A 12,902-nucleotide genomic window follows, 5' to 3' on the forward strand; every position below is an offset into this window, starting at 1 on the left:
CATGAAACTGGATATATTTGATCTACCTCCAGTGGCAGCGAACGCCCCGGATGTCATACGTATTGATCACCTTTTTAAACGTTTTGTTTTGCGTCATACGCGGTCGATGAAAGAAGCTTTCATTTGGCTGGTGAAAGGGCGTAAGGGTGATTTGAGCGAAAAGTTCAATGCGCTCAACGACGTCACGATGAATATTCGCCAGGGTGAGCGAGTTGCGCTGTTGGGCTACAACGGCTCGGGCAAGTCAACCTTGTTGAAGCTCATCTCTGGAGTTATGCAACCCGACGACGGAAGTGTGCTAACACGAGGACGCATCGCTGGACTCATCGAGGTCGGTGCTGGTTTCCATCCTGACCTTACGGGCCGCGACAACGTCTTTATGAACGCTGCGATTTTGGGTATGGAAAAAGAACAAATCGAAGCGAAATTTGATGAGATTGTCGCTTTCTCTGAGATCGGCGACTTTATCGATACCGAAGTGAAATTCTATTCATCGGGTATGTACCTTCGTCTAGCTTTCGCCGTGGCTATTCATACTGATCCTGAAATTTTCTTGGTGGATGAGATTTTGGCGGTGGGCGATGAGCCGTTCCAGCGCAAATGCCTCGCAAAGATTAAGGAGCTGTGCGCTAGCGGTAAGACTCTTGTTGTAGTGAGCCATGACCTTGATTTGGTGTCGCAGATTTGTGATCGTGGCGTGGTGCTGGAAAGGGGCGCAGTCAAGTTTGACGGCGAGGCTATGGAAGCCGTAGACGTTATGCGTGATTTGCCTTTTGGCACCACCAAACGGAACCGGTATGAAGGGGACCTGCTGGCTGCCCAGCAGAAGCTGGAGACCATGGAGGTCAGCCGACGAGAGCTAATGCAGGCCATTGAATCAGGTTCAACAGAGACTGTCGTTGTGGCTCTTGCTGATATCGCTGAGGATTCTCAGGCTGAGATTGATGCTATGAGTAATGAACAAAAACTCGAAATAGTAAATTCGGAGATTACCCGCTTGGAAAAGAAACGTGAACGATTGCATCAACTGAACGCATAATTTCGCAGAAACAAATCTCATAAGAAGCGCCAGATGATTCATCTGGCGCTTCTTTCATGCGTAAAGTGTGTGAATTATGACGAAATATGTAGTCTGTTTCACAACTGGGGACAATGCTTGGTGGGAGAGGGGACAAAAACTTTATAGTAGCTTATCAATGTTTCTTTTTAAAAGGTGGCGTTGAAGTGAATCGGGGGAAGTTCAAGAAGTTTTCCACAGCAGCCCTATATTTCTGCTTGTTTGATGTCAATTGTTGCGCATAGATTGTCAGTAATTCTTTCATCTAGTTACGCATCATCAGCCATCAGAGGATTTCACATGCCAGTTTTGGATAAGCTTCCCGGATATAAGCTCTTGGAGAGCGACGTCCGCGAAATGATCCGCCATAGCGGCATTGATCCTCTGGCAGACCAGGATCAAGCCGCTCGAATTATTGACCAGTCCATCGCCCAATATGAGTCTCGGATGGTCAAAGGAACCTTGCCCATACTGGATGACTTTGCTCAAATTCGCAAGAACTTGATTGATACGATTTGTGGCTTTGGCTCATTGCAGAAATATCTTGATGATCCCAGTATCGAGGAGATTTGGATTAACTCTCCGTCAGAAATTTTTGTGGCTCGCTATGGCGAATCGGAATTAACCGGACTTCTTCTGACAGAGGATCAAATTCGCTATCTGGTGGAAAGAATGCTGAAGCAGTCCGGTCGCAGGCTCGATTTGAGTAACCCCTTTGTAGATGCGTCTCTACCGGACGGCTCGCGCCTACACGTGGTTATCCCCGATATCACGCGTCAGCACTGGTCTGTTAATATTCGCAAGTTCATCGCACGCGCGCGTAGATTGAATGATTTAGTTAAACTCGGTTCCCTTACTCCTGAAGCTGCGCAATTTCTCAACGCCGCAGTAGCTAGCGGGCTCAACATCTTAGTTTCAGGTGCAACCCAGGCTGGTAAAACCACCCTGTTGAACTGTCTCACAGCAAGTATCGGTCAGCGCGAGAGAGTCGTAACGTGCGAAGAAATCTTTGAACTTCAGGTTCCTCTGCGGGACGTCGTGGGTCTCCAATGCCGGCAAGAAAACTTAGAAGGAACCGGTGAAATCCCGCTCCGCCGTCTGGTTAAAGAAGCTTTGCGTATGAGACCGGATCGGTTGTTAATCGGCGAGGTACGTGAGGCGGAATCGCTGGATATGCTGATTGCGTTGAACTCGGGTTTACCGGGCATGTGTACCATTCACGCTAACTCTGCGCGCGATGCTGTCACAAAGATGTGCACCTTGCCCCTGCTCGCTGGTGAGAACATATCTAGCCAGTTCGTGGTACCCACCGTAGCTTCCTGTTTCGATGTCGTGGTGCACTGCAGCCGAGATAATCGGGGCAGACGCCGCGTTAGCGAGATTATTGCGCTCGGCAACCGCGTAGAGAATTCAGTGATTGAAACCACGACTCTTTTTGAGCGCCGCGGAGATGAACTGGTGTGCACAGCTTCAGAACTTCCCGTATCCCATAAATTTGAGCGTGCCGGATATACCAGCGAATCCCTGTTCAAATCTGGCGGGGGAGGGGATAAACGATGAACGCCATCATAGGGCTTGTTCTGGGTATCGGAGTATTCCTCGTATGGCTCTCTTTCTGGGAGGCGCCGCAACCCATCACCAAACGGCACAAACCAGAATCTAAAATGTCAGTTCTGCTCCGCCAGGCGGATATTCAACGGATGAGCCCACAGCGGTTTTACGCACTTTCCACGTTGGTGGCGGGATTTCTTGCTCTGTTAATCTGGGTCATTACTGCCCTTAATAATCTGGCTCTCATCACTGCAGTCCTCAGCTTCTTTTTGCCACGATTTTTAGTGGCACAACGTGCAAAGAAAAGGACTGCTGCCATCCGTGAACTTTGGCCCGACGTTGTTGACCATCTTCGCTCAGCTATTAGGGCTGGTCTCTCTTTGCCAGAAGCAATGATGCAACTGCAATATAGGGGACCGGAGCAACTTCGGGAGCCTTTTGAATTGTTCTCTGCCGACTACCGATCTACAGGAGAATTCGTTGCCTCCTTGAACCGGTTCAAGGAGAGGATGGCTGATCCAACTGCAGATAATATCGTCGAGGCTCTCAAAGTAACTCGTGAAGTCGGCGGTACTGATCTGGGCAGATTGTTGGGAACACTCAGCGAATTCTTGAGAGAAAACGCCCGAACTCGTTCGGAAATTGAAGCGAGACAATCCTGGACGGTAAATGCCGCCAAACTCGCCGTAGTTGCACCGTGGGTGGTGCTGTGCTTGATGGCAACTCAGCCAGGTACCGTGCAAGTCTATAACTCATTCCCAGGCCTGATGGTCATGCTCGGCGGACTCATCATCTCGGTGGTTGCCTACCGCGTCATGCTCAAAATTGGAGAGCTCCCTGCTGAACGGAGGGTACTGGCATGAGTCACAAAATCTTGATTGGGTTGTGTCTTGCAGCTGGAATATGGTTGGTTGCATCAGCACTATTGGCACGACGCACGGTTGACTTTTCTGACCGTATTGCACCTCAGATGAAGTCCCAGGAAATCCATGCTTCATTGCGCTATGAATCCCAACAGTCTCAGATGGGCATGGGTGAGAGCTTTGTCGAGGTCCTGCGACCTTTTATACGAACAGCTCTGGCACGGTTCAACCATTCCACTATCAACACCACAGCTTTAGAAAAACGCCTCATTCGTTCTGGCCTAAATCTCTCGGTGTCAAGCTTCAGGGCAGAACAGTTGGTGTGGTCGCTCATCGGACTTGTGGCGGCAGCCCTGTTTATGGGCTTGGGAATGATTCAAGGAAAAATTTCGGTGGCGGGGGCTTTAGCAATCTGCGTCCTTTCAGCAGTAGCCGGTTACCTGGCCCGAGACTGGTGGCTTACACAAACCATTGAAAAACGAGAATCCAAAATGTTGGAAGAATTTCCCGCGCTCGCAGAGCTAATGGCTCTCTCGGTCACAGCCGGTGAATCAGCTGCCGGTGCCTTGGAGCGAGTCTGCCGTTGCTCCAGTGGAGAGCTTTCGGGTGAATTCAAAAAGATTCTTGCTCAGATACGTTCGGGCGATGGTTTGGTGAGGTCCTTGCAAGATTTCTCCGCACGAACCGAAATCGCCCCACTGGCACGTTTTGTGGATGGAATCGTCGTCGCCATCGAGAGAGGTACTCCTCTTTCCGAAGTATTGCGGGCACAGGCTCAGGACGTACGCGATTCTTCTAAACGACAGCTGATGGAAGCTGCGGGTAAGAAAGAAATAGCCATGATGGCGCCCATCATCTTTTGTATTCTGCCGCTTACCGTAGTTTTTGCTCTATTTCCCGGTCTATCCCTTATCAATTTCAAATTCTAAATCTGCGCTTTGCGCTTCAATCTCTAGGAGAAACCATGAAGAAAACAGTCCTTTTCGCTCTCACCATGATGAACGCTTTCTTTGGTCAGGCTGCACCGCAGTACGACGACCAGGAAAGAGGGGATGTCCCCGGCTGGGTTATGATCACAATGATGACCGCCATCCTTGTGGCTGCCTTGTTGGTCGTTGCTCAGGATGCCCTGGTCAACATGTTCAATAACGCCATGTCTATGGTCAGCAAATAGATTCTTCTACGGGTTTTTAGCATGTATTCACCCCTTCAGAACGACACCAAAGAACGCGGTAATGTTACCGCCGAGTTCGTGATGGTCAGCGCTTTGGTGTTGATGCTCTTTGGCGTCGTTCTGCAAATTGCTTTTGCGCTCTATGCCCGCAATATCATGCTCGATGCGGCATCTGCCGGCGCACGCTATGGAACTCTGCTGGATAGAACAGAATCCGAGGGACGAACGCGTACGGAAGAAATCATTGCTGGTGGTCTACCGGATATCTATCAAACAACTGTTTCTAGCTCGGCCGTAACGGTAAACGGGGTCGATGCCATCGAGATAAGAGTCCACGGCACGTTACCTGTGGTTGGTCCTTTCGGATTCGATCAGGGGATTGAGGTGAGCGGACATGCAATCGTCCAAAAATAGAAATAGCTGGTACCAGACGCTTCGGCACAAAATTACCTCTATAGCTAGTGTCAATAACTCAGAAGAGGGCAACGCGATGGTGGAATTTATTGGTCTAGGTTTTATGCTCATGGTGCCCACCATTTACTTTTTGCTCTCCGTTTTCGCTGTGCAATCCGGTACCATGGCCGCCCACGCCGCTGCAGATCAAGCTGCTCAGACAATATCTAACCAGCCGCTAGATCAGATGAATTCTCAGACTGCGCAACAGGCAGCACAGTTTGCTGCTCGTGACTATGGGATTGAACCGGAGAACCTGCGCGTTGCTGTAAGTTGTGGAAATGACTGCTCCCAGTCTGACTCCATCCGTGTGAGCACAACTGTACAAGTCCAACTCCCTCTTATTCCTTGGGTCAGGGGAGCTTCCTTTGCAGAAGTCTCTTCCTCTTCATTCGTTTGGGGAGGCAGGTATCGATGAAAGCAGATTCTGCACGCGCAGCTGATGAAGAAGGTAGCATCATGCTTCTTCTGATTGGTTTAGGCGTTGTTCTGTTGATACTGGCGACTGTGGTAATAGGCATTACATCCGTCTATATACAGCAGCAACAACTTCAAAATCTTTCCGACCAGCTCAGCTCCGCTGCTGCCCAGCGAGTAACGGGGTTATCCAGCGGTTCAGATAAGCCTTATGTACGACTCACTAACGCAGCGGTTTCAGAAACAGTGAGCCAGACCCTTGAACAGACGGGGGCTGTACAGGAATTCGAAGCATTGAGAATCTCGAATCCTACGGGAGCACCCGATGCAAACACCGCGCAAGTCACGCTCAGCGCCCGTGCGAGGATTCCGCTCGTCTCCATAGTTCTCCCAGAAGGTGTAGAAATTACAGCTACAAGCTCAGCGCGTAGTGAGCTGCAACAGTAACACCACACTAAAAATTCATATATCGGCTAGGCTTAAGAGTCATGGCTTCAATAGACTTTTCCTCAGAAATCAAGAATTTACGATTCACCTATGCATCCATCGCACAGGTGAGTGATATTGATGCGCTCAAAAAATCTATTGCAGAGCTTTCCGAAGAAGCTGGTGCTCCGAGCCTCTGGGACGATCCTGAGAAGGCGCAGAAGATAACTTCACAACTCTCACATCGCCAGTCCGAACTCGAAAGGCTTACCCAAACTGAAGAGAGCATTAACGATCTTGAAGCAATGGTCGAGTTAGCTGAGGAAGAAGACGAAGCTGATTTGCTGGCAGAAGCTGAGGAAGACCTCAAAGTTATTGCCAAAAAACTGGCTGAACTCGAAGTTGTTACCCTGCTATCGGGTGAATACGATCAGCGGGAAGCTGTAGTCACCATTCGTTCAGGTGCGGGAGGCGTGGACGCTGCAGATTTCGCTGAGATGCTTCAGCGGATGTATTTACGGTGGGCAGAATCTCATGGATTTACCACCCAGATTCTTGATACCTCCTTTGCCGAAGAAGCCGGCATCAAATCGACGACTTTCGAGGTTCAAGCACCGTACGCTTATGGACGTCTATCTATCGAAGCGGGAACCCATCGATTGGTGCGTATTTCTCCCTTTAACAGCCAGGGGAAACGCATGACGTCGTTCGCTGCGGTGGAGGTAATTCCACTGATCGAGCAAACGGAATTCATCGATATTCCAGACACCGAAATCAAAGTGGATGTATTCCGAAGTTCTGGTCCTGGAGGTCAGTCAGTGAACACCACTGACTCTGCGGTTCGACTGACCCATATACCCACGGGAATCGTGGTATCGATGCAGAATGAAAAATCGCAGATACAGAACCGCGCTGCTGCTCTTCGCGTTCTTCAATCCAGATTGCTCTTGCTCAAGAAAGAACAAGAGGACGCCAAAAAGAAGGAATTAGCAGGCGACGTCAAGGCATCCTGGGGTGATCAAATGCGCTCCTACGTGCTGAACCCTTACCAAATGGTTAAAGATCTCCGCACTAACCATGAAGAGGGAAACCCCTCTGCAGTATTTGATGGCAAAATTGATGATTTTATTGATGCTGGCATTCGCTGGAGAGCATCAATGCGAAACGAAAAAGAATAAGAAAATGATGGCAACACAGAAGAAAAAAAAGACTGAAGACCCGAATAATAAAGTAGTTGCATCGAACAGAAAAGCTCGCCACAACTACAACATCGTAGATACCTACGAAGCTGGATTGCAGCTCATGGGTACCGAAGTAAAATCCCTGCGAGATGGGGGAGTTAACATTACTGAAGGCTTCTGCCAGATGTACGGTAACGAGCTTTGGCTGGAAGGCATAAATATCGCCGAATATGGGCGAGGTTCGTGGACCAACCACCAAGCAAGACGCCGTCGAAAACTGCTCTTGCACCGCTATGAAATTGATAAGATTGCGCAGAAACTCAACGAAACGGGTTACACGGCAGTTCCCCTGCGCATCTATTTCTCTAACGGTAAAGCGAAGGCTGAAATCGCGCTAGCTACCGGTAAACGAGAGTTCGACAAACGCCACGCGCTCCGTGAGCGCCAGGACAACTTGGAAGCCGCCCGCGCTATGCGGTATAAGAATCTTGGCTAGTGATAACGGCTACCTCCTATTGCTGGCTCTTGGCAAATAAGTTGTGTCGGTGTAGACTGAAGAGTCCTGCCCGGATTGGTCCTGTAGGTAAATTTAGGCTTTATCAAGCAGATAACTTTCTGGAATAGGTAAGCTCTTTGAAAAAAGAATATTGGGGATGATCGGTTTCGACGATGTGAGTTGAAACAGGTGAAGCGTGCCGAGGATGTAGAGGACACTCGTAAATACCCTCTGCAAAACAATAAGTGCAAAACAAAATCGCACTGACTTCGCACTCGCTGCCTAAGCGCGAGTCCAGTCTGTCGGCCTGAGTTCGCCTTTGACTCAGTACCCGGCATCAACTTAGAAGGCCACTGCTTTATACCCTCGTCGTAGGGGCATAAGGGACTCTTATACGAATAGGTTCGGCGGCATATGTGTTTACGCAAGTGCCGGAGCCGAAAACACCACTACGTAAACTACGCACGTAGAAGCCCTGTTGAAAACACATCGGACCGGGGTTCGATTCCCCGCATCTCCACGATTAGCCCCCTTCTCTATGAGAAGGGGGCTTTTTTGTGCCCTTTTTCTTCTATTCTCGCTCTTGAGCTATACATTTCGGGTAAGTGGCTGTGATTGAATAGAAATACATATTTTCTGCGGATAAGGTCTTTTGCTCTGATGCCATCATTTTCTGCTTCATCTCCCCAGCAGCCCGTACAGCCTTCTGCTTCTCATCAGAACCATGTGGAACCATGGCAGCCTGGTTCACTGGCCACACAGTCAGGAGTACCTGAGCAATTTGTGATCCCTGAGAATGTACGTCGCCCATTAGGCGCCCACCCCACTGATGCGAGGGGGCGTGGTTATGTTTTGGCGTTTGGTGGAATCGTATCGGCAGTCTTTTCTATCGGTGCAGTCATTTTTTTGGCACTAGGTGCCGCCGGTCTGAGCTTGGTTCCTGCGGTCTTAGGAATCGTCCTGGGAATTATGGCACTACGACGTACTCGCCCTTCAGACCCTCAATTCTTTTACCGCCGGGCGCGCCTCATGGCAATTGGTGCAATCGTGGTGGGAGCCATAGGAACTATTCTGAGTATTGGCGCAATGATTCTCTCAGTATGGCTCTTTAGCGAGATTTCAGATTGTAGCGCCTATGAACCGGGTACAACGGAGTATCAAGAATGCCAAAATCCACCGTCGAATACTTCGATTTTCTAAAAGAATAGTTTTCTCATCAAAATACCCGCCCTGCTCAGGCGGGTATTTTTGTGAGATTCGGCTATTTAATCGCCTAATTTTCTGTCTGTGCCGAGGAAATCAAGGGCGTTTCGGTGTAAATGTCCGTTGCTGGCCAGCGCATTTCTGCCGTGAGGTCCGTTTTCGCCTGCTAACGACGTCAAGCGTCCGCCCGCTTCGGTCACGATGGGGACTAAAGCGGCAATATCGTAAAGATTCAGTTCAGGTTCGGCCGCAATATCGACCGCCCCTTCAGCCACCATGCAATAGGACCAAAAATCTCCATAAGCGCGCGTGCGCCACACATTATCAGTGAGGTCGATGAATCGATCTCGAATACCCAGTTCCTTCCACCCGCTCATCGAAGAATAAGAAAAAGAAGCGTCAGAGAGGTTTGAAACACCGGATACTGAAATGCGTGTTGCCTTGGCAATAGAACGCCCGGTATAGGCTCCGGTGCCTTGAGCAGCCCACCACCGGCGCTGCAAGGCAGGCGCTGAGACTACACCTAGTACCGGCTGCCCATGATCCATCAGAGAAATTAAAGTTGCCCATACCGGTACGCCACGTACAAAATTCTTGGTGCCGTCGATAGGATCAATGACCCACTGACGAGAGGATGAGCCGGTTTCCCCAAATTCCTCCCCTAAAACAGAATCTCTGGTGCGAACTCGCGAAAGCTGGCTACGGATGAGCTGTTCTGCCTCTTTGTCCGCGTCAGTCACTGGAGTCAAATCCGGCTTGGTCTCCACGGTGAAATCCTGATTCTGAAACCGCGATAGAGTGAGACGATCCACGCTGTCAGCAAGGATGTGGGCGAGCCGGAGGTCATCGGTATAGGTGTTTGCACTCATAAGAAATCATTTTCTCATAGAAATATAGGGGGTGACGGGGCAAAACAATTATTACTCGACTATACCGAGCTCTTTTTCAGACCCAACTTCGGGGTTTTCTTCAACGCCAAGTAATTTGCGCAACGAGTCTAAGCGAGCAGGGCCTGAAGCACCTGCCTTGCCCTCTGCCACAAATGCTGTAATACCGCAGCCCGCCGCAGTTCTTGAATGTGAACATCCCTTAGGGCAGCCAGCACTTGCGGGCGCGAGTTCTGTAAACGCACCCACTATATTTTCAGCGGGGATATGAGCCAACCCAAAGGAGCGGATACCCGGTGTATCGATAATCCAGGTATCGGCGGGGGCATCCTGAGGTTGCAATGCCAGCGCCGAAGACGACGTATGCCGGCCACGACCCGTGACCGCATTAACATGCCCGGTATCTCGGGTAGAGCCTGTCAAAGCGTTAACCAGCGTAGACTTGCCCACGCCTGAGTGGCCAAGAAGCACAGACACCTCTCCCTCCAACAGAGAAGAGATAGTTTCTACGAGGTTAGGGGAGAGACCTTGCGATCCTTCTTCACTGGGCGCGCGCCCGTCCCTTGACTCAGAAAGCACGATGCGCACGTCCGCCTGCGCAAAGTAATCTAAGAGCTCCTGTGGGTGCTTGAGGTCAGTTTTAGTAATGCACAGAATGGGGCGGATTCCCGCGTCAAAGGCTGCGACTAGAGAACGGTCAATAAATCCTGTGCGCGGTTCGGGATTAGCAGCTGCCACTACAATCACAAGCTGAGTGGCGTTAGCAACCACTACGCGTTCGTAGGGGTCCGTATCATCTGCGCTACGACGAAGCACGGTATCGCGCTCTTCAATCCGTACCAGCCGCGCTAGTGAGCCTTCCTGGCCAGAGGTGTCTCCGACCAGCGCCACGCGGTCACCTACGACCACGGGGTTCCTTCGGAGTTCCTTGGCTCGGACTGCTGTGAGCGTGCGCTCAGTGGGACTACCTTCGTCTACCACTGCCGTGTATCGACCGCGATCTACGGTGATAATTCGACCGATTTCGGCGTCTTTATAGCTGGGCCGATCCTTAGTTCGAGGGCGGGATCCTTTTTTGTTGGGCCGTACGCGGATATTTGATTCGTCCCAGTTTCTACGCATGGTCACGAGCGCTTTCTGTCCATTGATTGATCATGTTTTCCCACATGAGGGGAAAATCGGGAAGGGTCTTAGCCACGGTGCCAATATTTTCGACGACGACGCCGGGCACAGCTAAGCCGATGATGGCAGCGGCAGTTGCCATGCGGTGGTCATCATAGGTATGAAATAGTTCACCGTGGGTGACGGGTTGTTCGATGCTCACACCATCTTCTGTTTCTTGAGCATGACCGCCTAATCGATTTATTTCTTCAACAAGGGCGGCTAAACGATCGGTTTCGTGTCCTCGCAGATGGGCAATCCCTGACAGAACACTGGGGGAGCGTGTGAGCGCGCAGAGGGCAGCCACAGTAGGTGCTAGTTCTCCAGATTCTGCTAGGTTGAGGTCTACCCCTGACTGATGAAATTTTTCCGCCTGCGTTGCACCTCTAACCTTCAAGCCGGTGGAATCGTGTTCCACTTTTGCGCCGAATAGAGGCAGGATGGTCTTCCAATGGTCCCCACCTTGGGTGGTGTGTGCTGGCCAGTCGGGTATCAAAATTTCTGCACCTAAGACGGTGGCTGCAGCGAGGAACGGACCGGAATTCGATAAATCAGGCTCGACCGTCACCTCGAAACCTGCATAGGAAGTAGATGGAACCACCCAGCGGTTTTCTTCCACCTGAACGTTGACTCCTACTTCTCGCAATACTTCCAGTGTCATTTCAACATGGGGCATCGACGGAATCGCTGAACCACGATGGTGAATAGTCAATCCCTGCTCAAAGGCGGGTGCGGATAGCAACAGGGCGGAGAGGAATTGGGAGGACCCAGAAGCGTCAATGGTGATTTCCGAAACTTCAATAGAACCGCGAGATTTCATCTCAAACGGCAAAGAATTCTGCTGGGAATCAATATCCACCCCAAGGTCTCGCAGCGCCTGAATTACAGGTTGCAAAGGGCGCTGGCGAGCATGAGAATCTCCATCGAAGCTGAACGTTCCAGGAACTAGTGCTGCAACCGGCGGCACAAAGCGCATGACTGTTCCTGCAAGACCGCAGTCAATGGACGCATGAAAGGGTTCTATTTCTCGTGGGAGGGGGAAAACTCGAAGATCTGGGCCAAAAGGGCTGTCAGTCTCTATTTCCTCTATTCGTACTCCTAAGGCCCGCAACGCTTCGACCATCAACGCAGAATCTCGTGAGTGAAGAGGAGCATGAATAACGGAAGGACTGTGAGCTAGAGCAGCAAGAATCAGATAACGGTTAGTCAAAGATTTAGAACCGGGGATGCGCACCGTGGCGAACCCGCCCCGAGCAGAAAGTGGTGTTGGCGCTAACCAATCGCCGTCGGGAACCTGTACATCTGAATTTTGAGTTGAAATCACGTTGTCCTTCGCTAGATACGAGCTTGATATCGCACAGTACCTCCAGTTTACGCAATAAAAAGAAGCCTCGCCCAAGAAAGGACGAGGCTTCAAACGCTCACCTGCTATTAGTGGCTGAAGATGTCATCTGACTTATCTTTGAGGTCAGAGGTAATCTGACCGGACTTCTTAGCAATAGTGTTACCGAGCTTGTTGGCGCGCCAAACGAGTGAAGGATTGCCATCGGTATCCACTGCGGTGATCGCAATGGCACCCAGTAGAGAACCGTTGGTCAATGCAGAACGGGAACGAGCTTTCTTATCTTCCTTGGTGTTTGCCTCGGTAGCAGCGTACTCAACATAGGCGTTGGTTGCGCCGGTAGCCAGAAGGACGACGGAAGAAAGGCGGGGGAGCTTACCTAGGGCAAACAAGCTACCAGCAGCTACCTGAGTAGCTGCAAGTCCCTGACCAAGGAGCTGCTCTTTACCCTTGAGGACGACCAACTGAGGAGCTGACTTAGAAGCGAGGCTTATAGCCTTCTCCAGGTGGCTGTAGTCGTTGGAGTTCTTCAGACGATCAACGCCTGAAAGTACAAAGCTTGATGCAAGTAGGGGGCGTGCTAGTTTACGTACCAGTGACATAATGTTCCTCCCAGCTGACTTTCGCCAGCCATCTCGTAGTTAATTTACTACCTATAATAGTAAGCACGCGAAGTGATTTTGTCATGCGA

General features: G+C 50.6%; 14 protein-coding genes, 1 other RNA gene and 1 pseudogene. 12 read left to right on the plus strand and 4 right to left on the minus strand.

Translation table 11 applies throughout. The features are described 5' to 3' along the window. Position 1 precedes the first annotated feature (1 nt). The 12 genes and pseudogenes from ACFR81_RS07350 to ACFR81_RS07405 all read left to right on the plus strand — a co-directional run. Positions 2–763, plus strand: a pseudogene (locus ACFR81_RS07350) (ABC transporter ATP-binding protein); the annotation flags it as partial. Between the two features lie 594 nt (positions 764–1,357). Continuing rightward, positions 1,358–2,617, plus strand: a complete 1,260-nt coding sequence (locus ACFR81_RS07355; RefSeq protein ID WP_343875373.1) for a CpaF family protein — start codon at positions 1,358–1,360, stop codon at positions 2,615–2,617. Further along, positions 2,614–3,471 carry a type II secretion system F family protein gene (locus tag ACFR81_RS07360; RefSeq protein WP_145173388.1) on the plus strand — a complete coding sequence of 286 codons (858 nt, stop codon included), beginning with the start codon at positions 2,614–2,616 and terminating at the stop codon, positions 3,469–3,471. Before ACFR81_RS07355 ends, ACFR81_RS07360 begins: the two co-directional genes overlap by 4 nt. Continuing rightward, a complete protein-coding gene (locus tag ACFR81_RS07365) occupies positions 3,468–4,400 on the plus strand; it encodes a type II secretion system F family protein (protein WP_068171630.1) in 933 nt (310 codons plus the stop codon). Before ACFR81_RS07360 ends, ACFR81_RS07365 begins: the two co-directional genes overlap by 4 nt. Positions 4,401–4,465: 65 nt before the next feature. Then, on the plus strand, positions 4,466–4,645 hold the full coding sequence (locus tag ACFR81_RS07370; RefSeq protein ID WP_083147285.1) for a hypothetical protein: 180 nt from the start codon (positions 4,466–4,468) through the stop codon (positions 4,643–4,645). A 21-nt stretch (positions 4,646–4,666) separates the two neighbouring features. Continuing rightward, entirely contained in the window at positions 4,667–5,059 is a 393-nt protein-coding gene (locus ACFR81_RS07375; protein ID WP_068171625.1) for a TadE/TadG family type IV pilus assembly protein, read from the plus strand. Continuing rightward, complete coding sequence (locus tag ACFR81_RS07380) at positions 5,040–5,516, plus strand: pilus assembly protein TadE (RefSeq protein WP_141669413.1); 477 nt, start codon at positions 5,040–5,042, stop codon at positions 5,514–5,516. Before ACFR81_RS07375 ends, ACFR81_RS07380 begins: the two co-directional genes overlap by 20 nt. Next, entirely contained in the window at positions 5,513–5,962 is a 450-nt protein-coding gene (locus ACFR81_RS07385) for a pilus assembly protein TadG-related protein (protein WP_068171618.1), read from the plus strand. The genes ACFR81_RS07380 and ACFR81_RS07385 overlap by 4 nt, the downstream gene beginning before the upstream one ends. A gap of 41 nt (positions 5,963–6,003) precedes the next feature. After that, positions 6,004–7,119 carry a peptide chain release factor 2 gene (gene prfB / locus ACFR81_RS07390; protein ID WP_068171615.1) on the plus strand — a complete coding sequence of 372 codons (1,116 nt, stop codon included), beginning with the start codon at positions 6,004–6,006 and terminating at the stop codon, positions 7,117–7,119. A 7-nt stretch (positions 7,120–7,126) separates the two neighbouring features. After that, entirely contained in the window at positions 7,127–7,618 is a 492-nt protein-coding gene (gene smpB, locus ACFR81_RS07395; protein ID WP_343875559.1) for an SsrA-binding protein SmpB, read from the plus strand. 153 nt (positions 7,619–7,771) lie between these two features. Next, positions 7,772–8,141, plus strand: a transfer-messenger RNA (tmRNA) gene (ssrA, locus tag ACFR81_RS07400). A gap of 137 nt (positions 8,142–8,278) precedes the next feature. Further along, entirely contained in the window at positions 8,279–8,818 is a 540-nt protein-coding gene (locus ACFR81_RS07405) for a DUF4190 domain-containing protein (protein ID WP_343875361.1), read from the plus strand. Between the two features lie 65 nt (positions 8,819–8,883). Here ACFR81_RS07405 and hisN read toward each other — a convergent pair whose 3' ends face one another. The 4 genes from hisN to ACFR81_RS07425 form a co-directional block, all read right to left on the minus strand. Then, positions 8,884–9,690, minus strand: coding sequence for a histidinol-phosphatase (gene hisN, locus ACFR81_RS07410; protein ID WP_145173375.1), 807 nt, complete (start codon positions 9,688–9,690; stop codon positions 8,884–8,886). Between the two features lie 51 nt (positions 9,691–9,741). Further along, complete coding sequence (gene rsgA / locus ACFR81_RS07415; protein WP_190618644.1) at positions 9,742–10,830, minus strand: ribosome small subunit-dependent GTPase A; 1,089 nt, start codon at positions 10,828–10,830, stop codon at positions 9,742–9,744. Next, entirely contained in the window at positions 10,823–12,193 is a 1,371-nt protein-coding gene (gene aroA, locus ACFR81_RS07420; protein ID WP_343875358.1) for a 3-phosphoshikimate 1-carboxyvinyltransferase, read from the minus strand. The genes rsgA and aroA overlap by 8 nt, the downstream gene beginning before the upstream one ends. A gap of 107 nt (positions 12,194–12,300) precedes the next feature. Beyond that, positions 12,301–12,813, minus strand: coding sequence for a DoxX family membrane protein (locus ACFR81_RS07425; protein WP_068171605.1), 513 nt, complete (start codon positions 12,811–12,813; stop codon positions 12,301–12,303). Positions 12,814–12,902: the final 89 nt, after the last annotated feature.

Source organism: Rothia amarae (assembly GCF_042677725.1).
Taxonomy (GTDB): domain Bacteria; phylum Actinomycetota; class Actinomycetes; order Actinomycetales; family Micrococcaceae; genus Rothia; species Rothia amarae.

Coding starts and splice junctions, on each gene's coding strand:
- ACFR81_RS07355 (WP_343875373.1), top strand. CDS start 1,358: ATGCCAGTTTTGGATAAGCTTCCCGGATATAAGCTCTTGGAGAGCGAC.
- ACFR81_RS07360 (WP_145173388.1), top strand. CDS start 2,614: ATGAACGCCATCATAGGGCTTGTTCTGGGTATCGGAGTATTCCTCGTA.
- ACFR81_RS07365 (WP_068171630.1), top strand. CDS start 3,468: ATGAGTCACAAAATCTTGATTGGGTTGTGTCTTGCAGCTGGAATATGG.
- ACFR81_RS07370 (WP_083147285.1), top strand. CDS start 4,466: ATGATGAACGCTTTCTTTGGTCAGGCTGCACCGCAGTACGACGACCAG.
- ACFR81_RS07375 (WP_068171625.1), top strand. CDS start 4,667: ATGTATTCACCCCTTCAGAACGACACCAAAGAACGCGGTAATGTTACC.
- ACFR81_RS07380 (WP_141669413.1), top strand. CDS start 5,040: ATGCAATCGTCCAAAAATAGAAATAGCTGGTACCAGACGCTTCGGCAC.
- ACFR81_RS07385 (WP_068171618.1), top strand. CDS start 5,513: ATGAAAGCAGATTCTGCACGCGCAGCTGATGAAGAAGGTAGCATCATG.
- prfB (WP_068171615.1), top strand. CDS start 6,004: ATGGCTTCAATAGACTTTTCCTCAGAAATCAAGAATTTACGATTCACC.
- smpB (WP_343875559.1), top strand. CDS start 7,127: ATGGCAACACAGAAGAAAAAAAAGACTGAAGACCCGAATAATAAAGTA.
- ACFR81_RS07405 (WP_343875361.1), top strand. CDS start 8,279: ATGCCATCATTTTCTGCTTCATCTCCCCAGCAGCCCGTACAGCCTTCT.
- hisN (WP_145173375.1), bottom strand. CDS start 9,690: ATGAGTGCAAACACCTATACCGATGACCTCCGGCTCGCCCACATCCTT.
- rsgA (WP_190618644.1), bottom strand. CDS start 10,830: ATGCGTAGAAACTGGGACGAATCAAATATCCGCGTACGGCCCAACAAA.
- ACFR81_RS07425 (WP_068171605.1), bottom strand. CDS start 12,813: ATGTCACTGGTACGTAAACTAGCACGCCCCCTACTTGCATCAAGCTTT.